At 63.3% G+C, this 19,424-nt stretch carries 18 protein-coding genes and 1 pseudogene; 10 read left to right on the top strand and 9 right to left on the bottom strand.

Going from position 1 to position 19,424, the window contains the following annotated elements; genetic code table 11:
- Window positions 1-122: 122 nt before the first annotated feature.
- Genes VFO93_RS21100 through VFO93_RS21090 form a run of 3 tightly spaced genes read left to right on the top strand, consistent with a single transcriptional unit; the run spans window position 123 to window position 4,428 of the window.
- Window positions 123-3,734 (top strand): DEAD/DEAH box helicase, encoded by a 3,612-nt coding sequence (locus VFO93_RS21100; protein ID WP_325136358.1) that lies wholly within the window; start codon window positions 123-125, stop codon window positions 3,732-3,734.
- 18 nt (window positions 3,735-3,752) lie between these two features.
- Complete coding sequence (locus tag VFO93_RS21095; protein WP_325136357.1) at window positions 3,753-3,995, top strand: UPF0175 family protein; 243 nt, start codon at window positions 3,753-3,755, stop codon at window positions 3,993-3,995.
- A 16-nt stretch (window positions 3,996-4,011) separates the two neighbouring features.
- On the top strand, window positions 4,012-4,428 hold the full coding sequence (locus tag VFO93_RS21090; RefSeq protein ID WP_325136356.1) for a DUF3368 domain-containing protein: 417 nt from the start codon (window positions 4,012-4,014) through the stop codon (window positions 4,426-4,428).
- Between the two features lie 24 nt (window positions 4,429-4,452).
- On the opposite strand, the gene VFO93_RS21085 is transcribed toward VFO93_RS21090, so the two are convergent.
- From VFO93_RS21085 to VFO93_RS21060, 6 genes are all read right to left on the bottom strand, one after another.
- The gene (locus VFO93_RS21085; RefSeq protein WP_325136355.1) at window positions 4,453-5,595 is read right to left on the bottom strand and encodes an NRAMP family divalent metal transporter; all 1,143 of its coding nucleotides are present in this window, start codon (window positions 5,593-5,595) and stop codon (window positions 4,453-4,455) included.
- Window positions 5,596-5,648: 53 nt separating this feature from the next.
- Window positions 5,649-6,413: a 5-oxoprolinase subunit PxpA gene (locus VFO93_RS21080; protein WP_325136354.1), complete on the bottom strand. Its 765-nt coding sequence runs from the start codon at window positions 6,411-6,413 to the stop codon at window positions 5,649-5,651.
- A gap of 117 nt (window positions 6,414-6,530) precedes the next feature.
- Window positions 6,531-7,535, bottom strand: a complete 1,005-nt coding sequence (locus VFO93_RS21075) for a biotin-dependent carboxyltransferase family protein (protein ID WP_325136353.1) — start codon at window positions 7,533-7,535, stop codon at window positions 6,531-6,533.
- Complete coding sequence (pxpB, locus tag VFO93_RS21070) at window positions 7,525-8,271, bottom strand: 5-oxoprolinase subunit PxpB (RefSeq protein WP_325136352.1); 747 nt, start codon at window positions 8,269-8,271, stop codon at window positions 7,525-7,527. Before pxpB ends, VFO93_RS21075 begins: the two co-directional genes overlap by 11 nt.
- Window positions 8,272-8,304: 33 nt before the next feature.
- On the bottom strand, window positions 8,305-8,826 hold the full coding sequence (locus VFO93_RS21065) for an FKBP-type peptidyl-prolyl cis-trans isomerase (protein WP_325136351.1): 522 nt from the start codon (window positions 8,824-8,826) through the stop codon (window positions 8,305-8,307).
- A 45-nt stretch (window positions 8,827-8,871) separates the two neighbouring features.
- Window positions 8,872-9,156, bottom strand: a complete 285-nt coding sequence (locus VFO93_RS21060; protein WP_325136350.1) for a DUF1294 domain-containing protein — start codon at window positions 9,154-9,156, stop codon at window positions 8,872-8,874.
- Window positions 9,157-9,457: 301 nt separating this feature from the next.
- Here VFO93_RS21060 and VFO93_RS21055 point away from each other — a divergent pair, with 301 nt between their 5' ends.
- Window positions 9,458-10,957, top strand: a complete 1,500-nt coding sequence (locus VFO93_RS21055; RefSeq protein ID WP_325136349.1) for a M48 family metallopeptidase — start codon at window positions 9,458-9,460, stop codon at window positions 10,955-10,957.
- A 33-nt stretch (window positions 10,958-10,990) separates the two neighbouring features.
- Window positions 10,991-12,559 carry a DUF6770 family protein gene (locus tag VFO93_RS21050; RefSeq protein WP_325136348.1) on the top strand — a complete coding sequence of 523 codons (1,569 nt, stop codon included), beginning with the start codon at window positions 10,991-10,993 and terminating at the stop codon, window positions 12,557-12,559.
- A 108-nt stretch (window positions 12,560-12,667) separates the two neighbouring features.
- Here the strand turns inward: VFO93_RS21050 and VFO93_RS21045 are convergent, their stop codons facing one another.
- The gene (locus tag VFO93_RS21045; RefSeq protein ID WP_325136347.1) at window positions 12,668-14,971 is read right to left on the bottom strand and encodes an efflux RND transporter permease subunit; all 2,304 of its coding nucleotides are present in this window, start codon (window positions 14,969-14,971) and stop codon (window positions 12,668-12,670) included.
- 154 nt (window positions 14,972-15,125) lie between these two features.
- On the opposite strand from VFO93_RS21045, the gene VFO93_RS21040 reads away from it, so the two are divergent.
- The 5 genes from VFO93_RS21040 (at window position 15,126) to VFO93_RS21020 (ending at window position 17,678) form a co-directional block, all read left to right on the top strand.
- A complete protein-coding gene (locus tag VFO93_RS21040; RefSeq protein ID WP_325136346.1) occupies window positions 15,126-15,374 on the top strand; it encodes a hypothetical protein in 249 nt (82 codons plus the stop codon).
- A 70-nt stretch (window positions 15,375-15,444) separates the two neighbouring features.
- A complete protein-coding gene (locus tag VFO93_RS21035; RefSeq protein ID WP_325136345.1) occupies window positions 15,445-15,930 on the top strand; it encodes an SRPBCC family protein in 486 nt (161 codons plus the stop codon).
- Window positions 15,931-15,942: 12 nt separating this feature from the next.
- The gene (locus VFO93_RS21030; RefSeq protein WP_325136344.1) at window positions 15,943-16,737 is read left to right on the top strand and encodes a thymidylate synthase; all 795 of its coding nucleotides are present in this window, start codon (window positions 15,943-15,945) and stop codon (window positions 16,735-16,737) included.
- 140 nt (window positions 16,738-16,877) lie between these two features.
- Window positions 16,878-17,111 carry a hypothetical protein gene (locus tag VFO93_RS21025; protein WP_325136342.1) on the top strand — a complete coding sequence of 78 codons (234 nt, stop codon included), beginning with the start codon at window positions 16,878-16,880 and terminating at the stop codon, window positions 17,109-17,111.
- A 90-nt stretch (window positions 17,112-17,201) separates the two neighbouring features.
- Entirely contained in the window at window positions 17,202-17,678 is a 477-nt protein-coding gene (locus VFO93_RS21020) for an energy transducer TonB (protein WP_325136341.1), read from the top strand.
- Between the two features lie 186 nt (window positions 17,679-17,864).
- Here VFO93_RS21020 and VFO93_RS21015 read toward each other — a convergent pair whose 3' ends face one another.
- Window positions 17,865-18,662: an aminotransferase class IV gene (locus VFO93_RS21015; protein WP_325136340.1), complete on the bottom strand. Its 798-nt coding sequence runs from the start codon at window positions 18,660-18,662 to the stop codon at window positions 17,865-17,867.
- A gap of 4 nt (window positions 18,663-18,666) precedes the next feature.
- Window positions 18,667-19,424: pseudogene (locus VFO93_RS21010) on the bottom strand (hypothetical protein); the annotation flags it as partial.

Genomic DNA, 19,424 nt, shown 5'->3' with positions numbered 1-19,424 from the left:
AGCGATAGAGATGCTTCGCTGCGCTCAGCATGACAGTTAATGGTAGATGAGACAGTTCCTAAACCGCGCTCAGTATTAGGCCCCGCCAACTTACCTTTAAGGATAGATTTTGCCGCCCGATTTTGTCTGAAACGTACTACGCCCGCCTCACCCAGCTAGCCGGCGCGCCTGCCGCCACACCCGCCGACCTGCTGCCCAAGCTGCGCCAGCTGCTGGAAAAGGTGCTGCGCGACGAGTGCAAGCGCCGCGAAGCGCCCTTTGCCGACCTCAGCCAGGCTATCGGCCTCGTGGCCTACGACCATAACCTGCCGCCGCTGCTGCGTCGCCAGCTCCAAAACCTGCGCCTGGTGGCCAACTTGGTGCTGCACGAAAGCTACCCCGGCACGACCGCCGAAGCCGCCAGCGGCTTCGGGGCCGTGGCCGAGCTGGTGCGCCACTTGAGCGGCGCGGCCTACGCGGGCCCGCTGCCGGCCGGGGCCGGGCTGAGTGCAGAGCAACAGGCGCAAGCCATCATCGAGGCCGAAGCGCCGGTGCCCGCCGCTAGCCCGGTGTGGCGGGTTCAGGTGCTGCATGCTGACCTAGGGACCGGCCAGCTCACGGCTGAAATGTGTGTGCCCGCTGATGACCGGCCCAGCGGCCCATTTACGATTGACCTGCCCGCCGCCTACGACAACCTGCTGCCGCTGGCCGCCGCCCTGCACCCGGTGCTGCACCTCGTAAACCCCGTAGCGCAGCCCAATGGCCACATCCGGCCGCGCCGCGTGGTGCTGGAGCCCGATTATCTGGTGAGCGTCACCACCATTGCGGAGTGCGCGCAGGCCGGCGGCACCCTGCCCGATTGGGCGCTGCTCAAGGCGTTTCAGCCCGACGAAACCTCGCGCCCGCTGGTGGTCGGTAACCTCGTGAACATGCTGCTGGATGAGGAAGTGAGCCACGCCGCCCGGCAGGAGGAGTGGGCCAGCCTGCCCCCGGCCGCCGTGCTGGCCGAAGTGGACGAGGCTACCGGCAAAATCGAGTTTGCGGAGGAGCCGGTGAGCCGGGTCACGGAATTTGACCTGGAGGGCTTTTTCAAGAAGCGCCTTTTCCGCTCCAACCCGCTCACCATTAGCGCGCTGCCGGAGTTTCAGACCCGCAACGGTGTGCCCGAATTGCTCAACGACCTGCGCCGCCAGTACCAGACCCTGCGCAATACCCGCGTGCAGGGCTTCATCGCGGGCAGCCGCACGGGCTACCAGCAGCAGCCGTTGCGGGTGGCCGATTGCTTTCTGGAACCCGCCTTTTTGTCGGCTACCTACGGCTTGCAGGGGCGCCTCGACCTCTTGCACGAAAGCCCGACCGGCTACGACATCGTGGAGCTGAAAAGCTCGACCAAGGTGCCGCATGCCGAGCCCTGGAGCAATCACGCCGCCCAGGCCCAACTCTACCGCCTGTTGCTCGAATCGGTATTCGGGGCCGATGGCGAAACGGCCGGCCGCGGCCGCACCAGCATTTTATATTCGAATGCCACGCTCGACCAGTCGGCCGTGCGCCGCGTGGACCAGGACGCCGAGCTGGTAGACCGCCTGCTCATGGCCCGCAACCAGCTCGTGGGCACGGAGTTGCAGCTGGCCCGTGCCACCACGCCCGCCCAGGTCGAAAAGCTGCTGAGCCCGGTGCTGCACCCCAACCTCACTGCCCTGCCGAGCTTCGGCCGCACCAAGGCCGAGAAAATTGCCAACGCTTGGGCCGCCGCCGACCCCGTAGAGCGCGCCTATTGCTTGGAAATGGCCCGTTTCGTGGCCCGCGAAATGCGCCTGACGTTGCTCGGCGACGATTCGCGCCCCGGCGACGCGGGCGGCCAGGCCGGCCTCTGGCGCTTGCCCGCTGCTCGCAAGCAACAGAATTTCAGCCTGCTCGATGAGCTGGAACTACTCGAAGACCACAGCAGCGCCGACGACACTGCCCGCGACGGCCTAGGGCCGCACCTCATCTTCCGCCGCCCGGCCGGCGGTAAGGAAGTGAACTTCCGGTCGGGCGACACGCTCATTCTCTACCCTAGGCGCAAAGCGGCCATAGCCTTAGACGCGAGCGCTGAACAAAACGCCAACCAAAAACCAGAAACCAAAAACCAGAAATCAGAAAGCCTCACCGTGCTCGACGCGCAAGTGGTGAAGGTGACCCTCGCCGAAGACCTCACCGCCGACGGCCTCGTGGTGCTGAGCGTGCGCAACCGCCGCCTGGCCCCGCGCTACCTGGCGGGCCATTCGCACTGGGCCTTGGAGCCTGATACGTATGACACGTTCCGGCGCGAATGGGCGGGCTTATCCAGCTTCCTTGGTCTCGCGCCCGAGCGCCGGCAGCGCCTGATGGCCCGCACCGGCCCGCGCCCGCCCGAGGGCTGGGATGCCGCAGCGCCGCCCGCCATTACGGCGCCCGAAGTGGTGCGCCGCGCCCTGGCCGCGCCCGATTGGTTTGTGCTCTGCGGCCCGCCCGGCACCGGTAAAACCCGCGCCGTGCTGCGCGAGCTGGCCGAGCGCCTCTACAAAGACGACAAGCAGGCGCTGCTGGCCGCCTACACCAACCGCGCCGTGGATGAAATCTGCGAGCAGCTGGTGGCGGCTAACCTGCCGTTTATTCGGGTGGGTTCGCGCCTGAGCACGTCGGCGCAGTACCGGCCCTACCTGCTCGACAACATGATACGCGACTGCCCCAACCGCCAAACGGTGCGGGCGCGCCTCACTGGCTGCCCGTTCTACGTGGGCACCGTGGCCAGCCTGTTGGGCAAGCCGGAGCTGTTCTTGCTCAAGCAGTTCGACCTAGCGGTGGTGGACGAGGCCAGCCAGGTGCTCGAAGGCCCCATGCTGGCGCTGCTGGCCAAAGTCCCCAAGTTTATCCTCATCGGCGACCACCGCCAGCTGCCCGCCGTGGTGACGCAGGAGCCCGACGCCAGTGCCATCGCCCCCGAAGCCGCCGGCCTGCTGCGCCAGGAGCTGGGCCTCAGCAACCTGCGCAACTCGTATTTCGAGCGCCTCTTCAAGCGAGCCGAAGCGCACTGGCCCCATGCCCACGGCACGCTGGCCGACCACTACCGCATGCACTCGGAGCTGGTGGCGCTGGTAAATGATGACTTCTACGAAGGCCTGCTGCGCTGCCCCATGCTGTGGCAGCACGAGCCGCTGAGCCGGCCGACCTGGCCCGCGCCCGCCGATGCCTTTCAGCAACGCCTTCAAAACGAGCGCCTCATTTTCGTGCCCACCCGCCGCCAGCCCGAAGACTTGTCGATGAAGGAATCGGCCCAGGAAGCCGAGCTAGCCGCCCGCGCCGCCGCCTACGTGGCCCAGGGCTACGGCCGCAACTTCAACCCCGAAAGCACCCTAGGTATCATTGCCAGCTACCGCAACCAGGCCGCCCGCATCCGCGCCCGCCTCGCCCAGCTGGCCATAGAGTTGGATTTGCCCGGCCTGCTCCACATCAGCGTCGATACCGTGGAGCGCTACCAAGGCTCACAGCGCGAAGTAATTATCGTGAGCTTCTGCTGCCACCACGAGCACCAGCTAGAGCTCATGGTCTCGCCCGACGAAACCGGCACGGTGGACCGCAAGCTCAACGTGGCCCTCACGCGGGCGCGCCAGCAGCTCATTCTGCTCGGCAACGAGGAGGTGTTGCGGCGGGCGCCGCACCACGCGGCGCTGCTAGGGCGGTGTGGGGTAGGAGCGCCGCAAAAAGAAATGAATTCTGGAAACTCTACCGAATAATCTGTAGCTTTAACGACTATGCAAACGCTAACAGTAGAACTCCCCGATTCGGTGAACTTAGATGCGCAAGAAGCTAAAATGCTGCTAGCCGTTAAGTTGCATGAGCGCGGCATTTTATCGCTGGGCCAAGCTGCGGAAGTAGCAGGCTACTCCAAGCGAACCTTTATGGAGCTACTAGGTCAATACGGCGGGACGCTTTTCAATTATTCAGCCGACGAGCTAGCTCAGGATATTGCCAATGCCCAGCGCTATTCTCTCTGATACGAGCTGTCTTATTTTGCTGGAGAAAATCGGTGAGTTGGAGATACTGCACCAACTATTTGGCACGATTACTACTACCCCAGAAGTTGCTGCCGAGTTTGGCTTGCCGTTGCCTGCTTGGGTTGAGGTCAAGCCAGTGATAAACCGCAAGTACCAGTCTATCATTGAGGCTTCTGTCGACCAAGGCGAGGCTAGTGCCATTGCCTTAGCGGTTGAGTACGACGACTGCCTGCTAATTATAGACGACTTAAAAGGTCGCAAGTTTGCGCAGCAATTGGGCTTAGCCATTACGGGTACTTTTGGCGTGCTGCTAGAGGCAAAGCGAGCAGGAGTAGTGCCGCTGGTAAAGCCAGTTCTGGAGAAAATCAAGCAGACTAATTTCCGACTTTCGGCTAAGCTGGAAGCGTTACTATTGACTCAGGCAGAGGAATAGAGGAGATGTGTAGCGGTAAGAATATCACCGTACCAGCCCGCCCACCTGCTCCACCAGTACCGGCACGCTCAGCCCGCCCATGATGAGCACCACGACCCAGCCGGCGGCCAGCATCCAGCGGGGGTGGCGGTAGGTGCCCATGAGGCGGCGGTTAGTGGCCGCGACGAGCACCACGGCCAGCGCGAGGGGTAGTATCAGGCCATTGATGGCACCGGCAAAAACCAGTAGCTGCGTGGGCTTGCCGACGAGCACGAAAATGATGGTGGATAAGACGATGAACACCGAGATGCACATCCGCTCGTAGCGCGCGAACACTGGGTGAAAGGTCTTGAAAAATGACACCGATGTGTAGGCCGCGCCCACCACCGACGAGATGGCCGCGCTCCACAAAATGATGCCGAACACTCGAAAGCCGACCTCGCCGGCCGCGGCCCGGAATACACCCGCCGCGGGGTTGTCCTTGTCCAGCGTGGCGCCGTGGGTGAGCACGCCCACGATGGCCAGGAACAGCACAAATCGCATGATGGTGGAAATGACGATGCCACTCACGGCGCTGCGGTTGACTTCGGCCACGCTGCCGGGGCCTTTGATGCCCGCATCGAGCAGCCGGTGCGCCCCCGAAAACGTGATATAGCCGCCCACCGTGCCGCCCACTATCGTGACAATGGCCGCCGCGCTGAGTTTGGCCGGAAGCAGCGTGTGGTGCAGCGCCTGCCCCAGGGGCGGGTGCGCGCTGATGGCGATACCTAGGGTTAGCAAAATCTTGACCGTGCCCAAAATCTTGGTGAAACCGTCGAGCATCTGGCCCACCTCGCGCACCCAAAACAGCACCAGCGCCACTACGCAGCTGATAACTGCGCCCTGCTCAAACGACAGGCCCGTGAGCACGTTCAGCCCCAGTCCGCAGCCCGCGATGTTGCCGATATTGAAGGCAAAGCCACCTAGGATGACCAGCGCCGCCAGCACGTAGCCGAGGCCCGGCAGTAGCTTGTTGGCAAGGTCCTGCGCCCGCAACTCGCTCACCGTGAGAATACGCCAGGTATTGAGCTGCGCGCCTACATCGAGCACCACTGATACCAGAATGACGAACCCAAAACTGGTGAGCAGCTGCTGGGTAAAGACGGTCGTCTGGGTTAGAAAGCCTGGCCCGATAGAGGAATTGGCCATCAAGAATGCGGCCCCTAGGCTGGCCCCACCGAACCATCTGGTCTTAAACTGCTTCATACGGTGAAAGTCGGGCGGGCCAGTGTTACTCCCGCCGCGCGCAGCGCCTGGCTGAGTTGCTGGGCAAACTCCAAGGCGTGCGCCCCGTCGCCATGCAGGCATATAGTATTGGCTTTGATGGCAATTTCCGAGCCCTGCTGGGTGCGTACTCTGCCTTCCTGCACCATGCGCAGCACCTGTGCAATGGCCGCCTCGGCGCTGGTAATGAGGGCATCTGGCTGGCGGCGGGGCGTGAGCGTGCCGTTGGCCTGGTAGGTACGGTCAGCGAAGACTTCGTGGGCGGTGCGCAGGCCGATGCGCTCGCCAGCCTTGGTCAATTCGGAGCCGGCCAGGCCGTAGAGTACCAGTTCGGGCTGCACCTTGTACACGGCTTCGGCAATGGCCTGGGCCAGCGCGGCGTTGGTGGCAGCCATGTTGTAGAGCGCGCCGTGTGGCTTGAGGTGGTGCAGCACGCCGCCCTCAGCCCGCGCCACGGCGTGCAGCGCCCCGAGCTGGTAGACCGTCATCTCAAAGGCTTCGTCGGCCGAAATATCCATGTTGCGCCGCCCAAAACCCACCAAGTCGGGCAGGCCCGGATGCACGCCAATGGCCACGCCGTGCTGCAAAGCCAGGCGCACGGTTTGGCGCATCACGGCTGGGTCGCCAGCGTGGAAGCCGCAGGCAATGTTGGCCGACGTGAGGTAGGGCATCAGGGCGGCGTCGTGGCCGAGCGTCCAGGCGCCGAAGCTTTCGCCCATATCGCAGTTCAGGTCGATGGTCATGTAGGGGGTGCTTGTTTCGCGCAGTGTTTCGCAGTATTAAAGCGCAGTGTTTCGGGATGTTTGAAAAGTTGCTGCGAAACACTGCGCTTTAACACTGCGAAACACTGCGCGAATTAATCATAGATTTTTAAACTCAACAGCCCGCCGCAACGCCCGCAGCCGCCGCTCCTGCGCAAGGTACAGCGCCTGCGCCTCGCACAAGGAAACCGCCTGAAACCGCAGCGCCTGCCCCGGCCGCGCCTGTGCCAGCGCCCCAAAATCGGCACTGATAACCTGGGCCAGGCGAGGGTAGCCGCCCGTAGTTTGGGCATCAGCCAGCAGCACGATGGGCTGGCCACCCGGCGGCACTTGCACCGTGCCAAAGGTCACGGCGCTCGACAGCAACTCAGTCGGCACGTCGCGTGTCAGCGCCGGTCCTTGCAGCCGGTAGCCCATGCGGTCAGCGGCGGGCGTAATGGCGAACGATTCGCGCCAGAAGGCTTGCCGGCTGGCTTCGCCAAACTGCTCATATTCGGGCCCGCGCACTGCCCGAATAATCGGCTGCGCGTGTGGCCTAGGGCACAGTGCCGGGCTGGGCAGCCAGCGAGTAGTAACCCAGGATGCAGGCAAATCGGCTGGTCTCAGTAGCTGCCATAGTCGTTGAGCACCAAGTGAAAGCGCGCCTACCGGCAGCTCATCGCCGGCGTGCAGGGCGCGGCCGTGCCAGCCGCCCAGGCCGGCGCGCAGGTAGGTGCTGCGGCTGCCCAGCACCGGCGGCACCGCCAGGCCGCCTGCCACGGCCAGGTAGGCGCGGCACCCCACCCGCGCCGCCCCAAAGGCCAGCACCGCGCCCGCCCGCACGGCCACCGGCCGGTGCAGCGGCGCGGGCTGCCCATTGAGGGTAGGCGAGAGGTCGGCTCCGGTGAGGGCAATGAGGTAGTCGGCCTCGAAGCGGATGGTAGGGCCGAGCAGCGTGATTTCCAGCCCGGCCGCGCCTTCTGCATTGCCCACCAGCAGGTTGGCCACGCGCAAAGCCAGGGCATCCAGTGCGCCGCCTACTACCACGCCCAGGTGCTGGTAGCCGGGCCGGCCCAGGTCTTGCACCGTCGTGAGCAGGCCGGTGCGCAAGATGCTAAGACTCATGCGATAGATGCTGAAATTCGGCCGCGCCGATGGGCACGAAGCGCAGCTGCTGCCCGGCGCGCAGCAGCGTGGGCGGGTCGGCGGCGGGGTCGAATAAGCGTAGCGGCGTGCGCCCAATCAATTGCCAGCCGCCCGGCGTGGGCAAGGAGTAAATGCCCGTTTGCGCGCCCGCGATGCCCACCGCGCCGGCCGGCACCAGCGCGCGCGGTGTGGCCCGGCGCGGGGTGGCGAGGCGCGCATCGAGCCCGCCCAGGTAGGGAAAGCCGGGCGCGAAACCCAGCATGTGCACCCGGTAGGTAGGGGCGGCGTGCCGGGCAATAACCTCGGCCAATGCGAAGCCCGTGTGGCGGGCCACGGCGCCTAAATCGGGCCCCAGGTCGCCGCCGTAGCACACGGGAATTTCAATGGTTTGCACGGCGGTGTGGGTGGGCGCGGCTGGCACCGCCAGCAGCCGCTGCCGCAAAAGCGCGCACACCCGCTCGTAGGGCTGGCCTTGGCCCTGCGCGCTCAGCAGCCACGGGTCGTAGTACACGGTGAGGGTCGTGAAGGCGGGCACGCATTCGCGCAGCCCGGCGAAGGGCTGCTGCCCCAGATAGTCGTAGAGCGACTGAACAGCCAGGTGCGTAGCCAGGCTGATGCTTTCGCCGAACTGCACCACCACGGCCGCATCGCCCAGCGGAAAAAGCTGCGGCGCTGGCTGGGCGGCATTAGTGAGGCTGGTTTGGGGAGAAAGCATAAAAGGCCATTTTACGGTTTGCGCTTGGTGAGGCTATTGCACGTCCAGTAGCTCGACTTCAAAGCGCAGCACGGCATTGGGCGGAATGTCGGAGCCCGCGCCCTCGGGGCCGTAGCCCAGCGCCGACGGCAGTAGTAGCACGCCCTTTTCGCCCTTGTGCATCAGGGCGATGCCCTCATCCCAGCCCGCAATTACCTTGCCCTCGCCCAGCACGAAGTCGAAAGGCTCGTTGCCGTGCTGGGCCGAGGCGTCGAACACGGTGCCGTCGAGCAGCTCGCCGGTGTAGCGCACCGACACCCTTTTGCCGGGCGCGGCGGGCGTGCCCGTGGGGTTAGGCGCCAGGGGCACGTAGTACAGGCCCGAGGGCTGGCGCTGGGCGGTAGTTATCTTATTGTCGGCGAGGTATTTTTGAATGAGCGCCTCGTCGGCTTTGGTGTAGTCTACGTTGGCGGTGGGTTGTTCGCGGTTGCCGCAGGCGGTTAGCAGCAGGCTGGGGGCGGCAAGCAGCAGCGCCAGGGCCAGCCGCGAGGCCAGGGCCGAAAATCGAAAAGGCATAAGCGGTTTTTAAGTAAAAGTAGGCGCTGGGCACCTGCGGGGCCGCTAGCCCTGCGCCCGCAAATGCGGCAGCGCGGCCGCGTAAAAACCCGCTCCCTGCACCAGCGTCAGCAGCAAGGTAACGCCCCAAAACGCCGGCTTGCGGTTTTTGTGGTGCAGCAGCAGAATGGCGGCCCACGCGCCCAGCGCCGCACCCGGCAGCGTGGCCAGGTGCAGGGTTTTTTCGGAAATGCGCCGCTGGCCGCGCCGCGCCCGGCGCTTGTCGAGGGCAAACAGGCAAAAGCACAAAAGATTAAGCAAGGCTGCTAGGATGATAGCTGCTTTGAGCATAAGAAAAGAGGTAAAATCGCCGGCAGCCAGCTTCCATTTTGGTGCAGGAGCCTAGGCCCGCGCAAAAATGCAGCCCGATGGCCAGCCGCCAACGGCCAGGTAGGGCCAGCGGGCCGCGCCCAGGCACCCCGGCCGGTGCGCGGCATTGCCGAAAAGCCAACTGCCTGGCCGCCGCGAAAGCACGAAAAATTTACCGTCCTAAATATTTCATAAGGTATAGGAATATCAGTGAGCACCGCGCTACCTTTGGCGCATTGATAGTCCTCTATTTTACCAAATAATCTGCGCCTTACGCTGTTTTATGCGATTGCGTCTTTTTATAATTATACTAGGCCTGGCCAGGGCCGGCAGCGCGGCAGCGCAGGCTTCGGCCGAGCTGCCCTACTACTCGCCCGACACCGTGCGGGTGCAGCAGCTGGCGGTGGCCCACCGAGCCTCGGTGCGGCAGCATTTCACCGCCACCACCCCCAAGGCGGCGAGCGGCGAGTACCGCGAGCACTACCGCAAAATAGGCCAGGAGGCCGCCGCCGAAGTCTACAACTCGGTGCGCTACGCGGCCCTGCTCGACCCCGTGCTCGAGCCCTACGTGCAGCGGGTATTCGGGCAGTTGGTGGCCGCCAACCCGCAGCTGCCGCCGGTGCAACTAGTGCTCAGCCGCAACCCCGTGCCCAACGCCCACGCCATGGGCAACGGCACCGTGATGCTGAACGTCGGCCTGCTGGCCCGCCTCGAAAACGAGAGCCAGCTGGCTTTCATCCTGTGCCACGAGCTGGCCCACGTGCAGGCCCGCCACGTAGACAATGGCCTGCGCGAAAGCCTGACCACCTGGCACAGCAAAGAGCTCAAGCGCGAAGTGCGCCGCATTGTGGCCCAGGAGTATAACATTGGCTCGAAGCTGAAAACGCTGGCCCTGGGCATGTCCTTGAGCAGCAACTACCACCAGCGCAAGTACGAAAAGCAGGCCGACTCGCTGGGCTACGTGCTGCTGCGGCGCACTCCCTTCGACGCCGCGCAGGCCTACCGGGCCTTGCAGCTGCTCGACAAAATGGACGAGCCCTACTCGGCCGAGCGCCTCGATTTGGCCCGGTATTTTGGCTGCGCGGCGGCCCCCTACGCCTACGAGGCCGCGCCGGCCAAGCCCCGCTCCATCTTTACGGTGGGGGCCAAGGCCGCTACCGTGCTCGAAACCAGCGATACCCTCAAGTCGCATCCCGACTGCGCCAAGCGCATGCGCTTTGTGCGCGAGCTGGCCCAGGGCGCGGTGGCCGACGGCCCGCCCACCGCCGCGCCCGCGCCCGAGTGGAGCCGTGTGGTAGCCCTGAGCCGGCTCGAAGTGGTGCAAAGCTGGTTTGACTACGACTGCTACGACCACGCCTTGTTCGAGGCGTTGCAGCTGCTGCCGGCCCAGCCCCAGAATGCCTACCTGCGCTCGGTCGTCACGCTGAGCCTCTACGAGCTGCGCCGCCACTTGGTCGACCATAGCTTTATGGAGGTAGTGGGCAATATCTCCAAGCATAATCCCGACAATTTCAATCAGCTACTCACGGCGCTATATGCCTGGAAGGCCGAGGATTATAAAGGGCTGGCCGCCTGCTTTGCCGCGCCGCCGGCCGCTGCCGCCCCTTCTACTGCCACCCCCGACGAATACGCCCTGGCCGCCCGCTACGCGGCCGCTACCCTGGCCGACGAGCCCACCGCTGCCCTGCGCCAGGAGTACCTGGCGCAGTACCGGCAGGGCCGGTTTGCGAAACTGCTTTTTGCCAAAGACCCGGCCAGTAAGGCCTCAAAATACACCCCTTAACCCATTTTTTTTATCACGCACACCTTTACCTGCATGTTTTCCAAACGCATTTTGCTGGCCGGGCTGCTGTCCCTGTCAGCCCCGGCGGCCCTGCTCGCCCAAACCCAAACCCTGGACGGCGTGTCGCGCATCAACCGCTCGGCCATCTCGCCCATTTATGCCGGCAATGAGGTCAAAGGCTACATTATGTACGCCAAGGGCGACAAGGCCGACAAGAAAAACGACAACTACCTGCTCGACTTCTACGACCAGGATTTGGCCAAGGTCAGCAGCGTGACGGTGCAGAAGCCCGCGGGCCGCTACTACCTGCTGGCCAACTCGTTCAACGGCTCGGCTTTCGGCCTGTACTTCTACAACACGAAGGACAACTCGCTGGAAATCGAAACCTATGATACCAGCCTCAAGAAGCTGGGTAGCAAGGTGATTGAAGAGCCCAGCAAGATGGATAAGATGAAAATCCAGCAGGCCTTCATGCAAAAATCCAGCGGCTCCGAAGAGCAGGCCTTCAGCGACATGGAGCTGTTTCCGGTGCCCGGCTACGGCTTCGTGCGCAACAGCTACGAGGGCATTATGAAGGGCTACACCCTGGAGATGTACGACAACCAGCTGAACCTGAAGTGGACGCTGGCCTCGGACCCCAAAGCCAAGGAGTACGAGATGGTTAACATCAGCGAAGCTACCGACAAATACATCCTGGCCACCATGATGCGGAAGTCGGGCTTGATGTCGAAAAAAATCGACTCCTACATGGTGGTGATTGACGCGGCAACGGGCAAAAAAATCATGGACCTGCCGGTCGAAACCAGCAAAACCGAGCAGCTCTCGCTGAGCTCCTTCACCTTCGACCCGGCCAAGCGCGAGTTTGTGGCGATGGGCGAATACTACAAGCTGAACGACAAGCCGTTCGTAAACAAAAGCGAGGGCTTCTACCTCAAGCGCTTCAGCGAAAGCGGCCAGCCCACGCTGTCCAAAAACTACGGCTGGCACAACGAGGTGCGCGCCGCCATGCCCGCCGAGGCCCTCCCGAGCCTCGAAGCGGGCTACGTGAACTACGCGCAGTCCATCGTGCGCGGGGCCAACGGCAAGACCTACATCGTGGCCGAGCAGTATAAGGTAGTGGCCGACGGCGTGGGCATTGCGATGGCCATGATGGGCGGCCGCGGCGTGGGCGTGCAAAAAGGTAAGATTTCCAACATGATGGTGTTTGCCCTCGACCCCAGCTACAAGCTCACCGATGTGAAGTTTTACCCCAAGGACGAGTCGCAGGCTACCCTGCCGGGCATCGGCGCCACGGGCCTGATGGGCATGTACCTCAAGGCCACGGGGCAGTTTGACTACCAGTTTATGCAGAAAAACGACGCCAACTCGCAGTTTAACGCCGTGTATATCAACTACGACAAGGAAAAGGGCGAGAAGACGAAGAAGATTATCGGCAACATGGCCTTTGGCGACAACGGCCAGTTCAAGCTCGATAAAATCGACATGACCAGTAGCGCCACGGCCTCGTACCTGTACCCGGCCAAGCCCGGCTACCTAATGATGCTGGACTACCTCAAGAAAGAGAAGAAGGTAGGCATGAAGCTGGTGAAAGTCAACATCTAACCTGCTTTGAAGAATAGTAAAAAAGCCCGGTGTGAGCCGGGCTTTTTTTGGTGGCTGGCAGGAGCGTTGACGCTAGCCAAGTAAGATAAGAAGCGGGCAACCAGCCTGCTAGTGCAGTGCCTTGGTGGCGGCCGGCGGCCCGCCCCTGCGCTTGCGCCGCCCAAAAATATCCAGTATCAGCAGCGGCAGTAGCGTGAGCTCGGCTACTACCCCAAAAACCAGGGTGAGGCCGATGAGCAGCCCGACGTAGAAGGTGCCATCAAATGACGAAAACAGCAGCGTGCAGAAGCCACCCACCAGTATCAGCGAAGTCACGACTACCGCCTTGCCCGCTAGCAGGTAGGTGCGTCGCACGGCCCGAAACAAGTCGGGCTCGTGCCCCATCGTGAGGCGCAGCTTGCTGATAAAGTGAATAGTGTCATCGACCGCGATGCCGAAGGCGATGGTAAAGATGATGCTCGTGCTCACCTTCATGTTCACGCCGGCCAGGCCCATCACGCCGGCCACTACCAGAATGGGCAGCAGGTTGGGCACCAGCACTACCAGCGTCATCCGCACCGAGCGAAACAGCAGCAGCACGATGAGCGTGACCATTGCCACGTCGATGGCCATGCCTTGTATCATATTCAGGGTCAAATTTTCATTGTTCTTATCGATGAGGTTCGACGAGCCCGTGAGGCGGGTGCGCAGCACCGTGGTATCGAGCTGGGTGCGCAGGTAGTGGCGCAGGCTGCGGTTCAGCTCATCGGCCCGAATGCTGCCCACGTCGGCCATGCGGCCGGTGAGGCGGCCGGCCGAGCCATCGGGCAGCGCCAGCGCCCGAAACTCGGGCTTCTTGCGAAAGAGCTTGAGCCTGGAGGCCAGCGATTGGAGCTCTCTTGAGTCGGTGGGTAGGCGGTACTCGGCCAGCTCGCCGCCGTGCAGGGCCTTGCGGGTGGCCCGCACCAGCGTGGCTGGCGAGGCCTGAAACTGGAGGCCGTAGGTCTGGGCCAGGTAGCCTTCAATTTGCTCGATTTCGCGCAGCACGGCCGGGTCGTAGATGGTGCGCCCGCCCACTGGCTTCAGCTCCAGCTCGAACGGCCGCACGCCCGCGAAGTGGGTATCAAAAAACGCGAAATCCTGCCGCACGGGGTCGTTTTTCGACAAGTCATCGAGCAGCGACGAATTGATACGCACCCGCGTGCTCAGCCCGATGCTGGCCGCCAGCACCAGCCCGGCCACCACGTAGATGCTGCGCCGCTGCCGTAGCACCCCACTGAACAGGCGGCCCAGCACGCCGTCCCAGCTGTGGCCCTGGCGGCGCGGCTCGCGCAGGGCGGGCTTGTTCAGCAGCACCAGCATGGCCGGCAGTAGCGTGAAGCTCAGTACAAACGCCAGCAGCACCGCGATGCCCGTAAACAGCCCAAAGTTGTGAATGGGCCGGATGGTGCTGGTCATCAAGGTAAAAAAGCCGATGCTGGTTGTGAGCGCCGACAGCCCCGAGCCGAAGCCCGACTCCTTAATGGTAATGCGCAGCGCGTCTTTTTTGCCCGCGCCGTAGCCCAGCTCGCTCACGTAGCGGCTGATAATGTGGATGGTATCGGACATGCCCACCACAAACAGCATCAACGGCAGCAGGGCCGTCATCAGGTCGATGCTGATGCCGCAGGCACCCATTACGCCCAGGCCCCACAGGATGGCCCCCAGCACCACTATCAGCGGCAGCAGCACGCCCCACCACGTGCGAAATGTGAGCCAGAGCAGCCCCGTCACGAGCAGCACTGAGAGGCTCATAAACACGACCAGCTCCCATTGCAGCCGGTCTACAAACACCGACTGCGCCACCAGCCGCCCCGCAAAGTGCGCCCGCTCGGCGGGCAGCCCGGCCCGCGCCAGCCCCTGGCGCAGGGCCGCCAGCAGCGAGTCGCCGGGCGGCTTTTTGAGGTCGGGCGTGAGCTGAAACACCAGCGCCACGGCCCGCGCATCGCGGCTGAATACGTTGCCCACCAGCCCCGGCGTTTGGAAAATCAGGGTCGAGTCCTGCGCCCGGCGGGCGGGCTCGGCGTGGTGCAGGTAGGGCAGGTTATAAAACCCGAAGCCCTCCACCACGGGGTTGGTGAGGGTAGTGGGGGAGGTGACGTTGAGCACGTGCGGCAGTTGCCGCGCCGCCCGCGTAAGGCTATCGACCTGCGCCAGAAAGCGCGGCGCAAAAACCGTTTGGCCGGCCGGTGCCTCCAGGCCCAGCAGCAGGTAGTCGTTGTCGTTGCCAAAGCGCTGGGTGTAGCCCTGGTAGTAGTCGAGGTCAGGGTCGCCGGCGGGGTAAAAGTCGTTAAAATTGTAGTTGAACCGCAGCTGGCTGGCGTAGTAGCCGGCCAGCCCCGTGAGCAGGGCCAGCACCAGCAGCGTGAGGTGCGCAAGGCGACGAAGGGGCATAGAAAAATAGCGCGGAAACTGCGGAGGCGCGAATGAGCGGGGCTAAGCGAGCTGGCAGAAATTCATTAGAGCTTCATGCCAGGTATTCAAAAAATAATACGTAATTTAGAAGCCGCAACCAGCCCTAACTGTTCATTTTCAGCTTTTGTTTCCCATGAAAAAGTCTCTGCTCGCCCTCGCCCTGTTTGCTTCGGCCGCCACTGCCTTCGCCCACGATGGCGACAAGCCCGCCAAAGGCAAGAAAGCCGACCACTGCACCGCCGCCGCCGCTGCCAAGTGCGAAAAAGGCATGACCGCCGGGGGCAAAATGGACGGGATGCCCGCCTGCTGCCGCGCCAAAATGGCCGCCATGAAGGCCGCGCCCGCCACGGCTACTACGAAAGCTCCGGTGAAGTCGCTGTAAATTAGCAACTGCCTTAGTTTAAGCGCCCTGCTCTTGCAAAAGAGCAGGGCGCTTTTCCTTTGAATGCTTTATGCCTGTTATTGAGATAATTACTTCTATCGGTGCCCCGCTGGCGCGCTGTTTCTACCTGGCGCTGAGCGTGGATTTGCACACCGAATCAACTCGCCAAACGCAGGAACGGATAGTAGGGGGCGTGCGCAACGGCCTTTTGCAGCCCGGCGACGAAGTGACATTTCGGGCGCGGCACTTCGGCGTGTGGCAAACGCTGACCAGCAAAATCACTGCCTACCAGGCACCAACCTATTTCTGCGATGAGATGCAGCGCGGGACATTTAAAGCCATGCGGCACGAGCACTATTTTGAGCCTGCCGGCGCGAATACTATCATGCGCGATGTTTTTGAGTTTGCGTCGCCATTGGGTTTGCTCGGCAAAGTAGCCGATACCTTGGTGCTGAGCGCCTACTTGCGGCGCTTTCTGGAGCAGCGGGCTGCCGTGCTCAAGCGCTACGCCGAAACCGACGCCTGGCAAGCGGTGCTGCCAGCAGGCAATGCGTAATTTTGCGGCCCCATGCGCCAATACCAAGCCCTCCTCCGTCAGATTTTAGAACAAGGCAACCAGAAAACCGACCGCACCGGCACCGGCACGCTGTCCATTTTTGGGCCGCAGATGCGCTTCGATTTGGCCGAGGGCTTTCCGCTCGTTACCACCAAGAAGGTGCACCTCAAAAGCATCATTCACGAACTGCTGTGGTTTCTCCAGGGCGATACCAACATCGCGTATCTAAAGGCTAACGGCGTGAAAATCTGGGACGAGTGGGCCGATGAAAATGGCAACCTCGGCCCCGTATACGGCTACCAGTGGCGCAGCTGGCCCGACGGCCACGGCGGCCACATCGACCAGATTTCGCAGATTATTCACCAGCTCAAAACCCAGCCCGACTCGCGCCGCATGGTGGTGAGCGCCTGGAACGTGGCCGACCTGCCCAGCATGAAGCTGCCCGCCTGCCACGCCTTGTTTCAGTTTTACGTGGCCGACGGCAAGCTAAGCTGTCAGCTTTACCAGCGCTCGGCCGACGTCTTTCTGGGCGTGCCGTTCAACATCGCCAGCTATGCGCTGCTCACGCTGATGGTGGCGCAGGTAGTGGGCTTGCAGCCCGGCGAGTTTATCTGGACCGGGGGCGACACGCACCTGTACAGCAACCACTTGGAGCAGGCGCGCCAGCAGCTGGAGCGGGTGCCGCGCCCGCTGCCCACCATGCGCCTCAACCCCGAAGTGCAGGATATTTTTGGCTTCCACTACGAAGATTTTGAGCTGCTCGACTACCAGCCGTGGCCAGCTATCAAGGCTCCGGTAGCAGTATGAAAAAATGAAGAAATTCTTAATTTGGGATTAATGCCTTTAAAATTAGGATTTATTCAATTTTGTAACTATCAGATTATGTGGAGGTTTTCGGTTTGGCACTTGGCTTGCGCTGGGGTAGCCGCACCCTTCCGCCATCTCCTGTGAATAGTTCTCTGCTTTCTACGATGCACCGGGCGCTTATCACGCTTAGCGCGTTGCAGCTCGGACAAGGCCCGCGGGCGGTTGTCCTGAAAACCAACCAGGTTACGGAAGCCGACCTGCGCGAATACTATGCCGACTGGCAGCGCCTGCAAGTGGTGGCCCAGGCCCAGCAAGCCCGCTACGAGCCCGGTGCCAGTGCTACCCCCGAGCAGTCTGCCCAGGCGGCGGCATAATAATTGCTGACCTTGGTAGCCCTGCGGCCCTGAGGGCCGTATGGGTCAGGCATGAGGCACATTTGGTACGTTGTTTTACTCGGGGGGTGCATGTTGGCAGGGCCGTCGGCCCAGGCCCAGAGCGGCGATGGCGTGTACGCTGCGCCGGGTCACCTCATCACGTTTCCACACCGGCCCCCGCCGCCCACCCCGCGCCCCGATGCGGTGGTGTCGCCCATTTTGCCGCGCTTCTGGCACGATGAAGTCAATGGCCGCACCCGCGCCAGCGACTTCTACAAGTTTATGAGCCAGTATCTTAAGTACCCCAAGCCGGCTATCGACGCGGGTATGGTGGGCCGCATTTTTGTGCGCCTCACCGTGAGCCCCAACGGCCGGGTGGCCGGCGCGCAAGTAGTGGGCCGGCAGGTGGCGTCGCGGCTGGCCGCCCCGCCCACGGCCGCCGCGCTGGCCGCCGGCACCTCGGCGCTCGAAGCCGAAACGCTGCGCATTTTTTACGCCGCCCGCTTTCAGGTAGCCAAGGTGAAAACTGACACCGTGACGGTATCGGCCAGCTTCCAGATAGAATAGCCTCGCTTGTGAGATAGCCGCAAAGCGGCAGCATGTTGGTAGGCCACGTGGTTTTTAGCAACCCAGAGCCGCGAAGCGGCGGCATTCCGCTATCTGTGCCGCCGCTTAGCGGCTCTCAGGCGGCTGAAGGGCTGCGGTGACTACCAACATGCCGCCGCTTTGCGGCTACCTCGCAATTTAAGTTAGCTACCCTCGCAAGTCGGCCAATAGCGCCGTGGGCTCGGCAAACGCCACGGTGCCCACCTGCCGCACGGCCCGCACGCCGGCCACGTTGGCCGTAAAAACGGCCTCGGCCGCCAGCACTGCCGCCTCCGGAAAAAGACCCTCCTCGCAGCCGACGCCTAGTGCCCGTGCCCGGCGCAACACCCCGGCCCGGCGCACGCCAGCCACGCAGCCGCTAGTCAGCGCGGGAGTATATAAAATGTTGTTTTTGAGCCAGAAAATAGCCGCCGCGCCCGCTTCGGCCACGTGCCCGGCCGCATTGCAGAGGATAATTTCGTCGAGCCCGCGCTGCTGCCGCTCGTGGGCTGCCCGCACGTAGAGCCACGCCTGCGGCCCTTTGCAAAAGCTGAGCGGCGAGTACATAGAATGCGTGTCGCGGGCAAAATCAGCCCGGCCGATGGGCGAGTCGTCGGGTGCGAAAGGCTCGGCGGTGGCCAGCCACTCGGCCGCAGCGGTGGGCGGAGTGTAGCGCCCGCCGCCGCCGCGCCACACTTGCAGCCGCAGCCGGGCGGCGGGCAGGCCGTTGGCCTCGGCGAGGCGGGCCAGAGTAGCGGCCAGGGCTTCGGCGGTGGCGAGCGGGGCAGGTAGCGTGAGGTAGAGCGCGGCGGCCGCCTGCTGCATGCGGGCGGCGTGGTCGGCGGCCAAGCGCAGCTGGTTGTCGCTGTAAATCAGCGTCTCAAAAAACCCATCGCCGAAGGCCAGCCCGCGATTGGGCAGGGGTAGGGTGGCGGTGGGCAGCGGGTCGTTGTTAAAAAGCAGCATAAGCTTAGCGGCGCGCTACGCGGTAGGGCACGGTGACGCGGAAAGTCGTGTCGCGGCCGTTGTGGTTGAGGCGGATGGTGCCCGTCCAGGTGGCGGGGCCGGGGCGGGTGGGGGCGCGGAAGCGCACCTGGCCCACGCCGGCAGAGTCGGCGGGCACGGGGCGGCCATTGCAGGCCATCTGCATCTTCACCTCCTTAGCTGACAAATAGCCGATTAGCCCCAGCTGCGCGCGGTAGGTATCGCCGGGGGCGACTACGTTCGCCTGGGCGGTGGCAAAGGCCAGCGGGTGCGACACCCAGCGCGGCGCGCCGACTCGCTGGCTGATGCGTTGCAAGGCGTGCGTCTGGCAGGCCAGGATTTCGCTTTCGAGCTGGGTGAGGTCGGCCAGGGCCTCGGCTACGGGCTTGCTTTCCGCAAAAGCGGGCGCTGACAGCAGGGCCTTCTGGGCATCGGTTACCTGGTAGCGGTGCAGCGTATTGGCGTAGGCGGCCAGCTGCCGCGCCAGTGCCTGCTGCTGCGGGGCGTCGGCGGCCCACTTTGCGCCAATGGCTGCGTCGGGGTGCTGCAATGGCCTGTCCGTTTTGTTATCGGTGGTGCGGCGCAACTGGTCGCCGCTAGCTCGTAGTTTGCTTATCAAGTATTTAGCGCTGGTTTGCAGCGCCTCGGCGCGGCGCAGTAGGGCTACCTCGGCGGGCTGGCGATTGTTCTTGATTACAGCGGCCTCTATGCTTTTGATAGTGCCCTCCGCAGTGTAGCTAACCC

It is taken from the genome of Hymenobacter sp., from assembly GCF_035709525.1.
Classification (GTDB): domain Bacteria; phylum Bacteroidota; class Bacteroidia; order Cytophagales; family Hymenobacteraceae; genus Hymenobacter.
The sequence above is the reverse complement of the archived record's forward strand: the minus strand, read 5'-3'. Positions and strand labels throughout refer to the sequence as shown.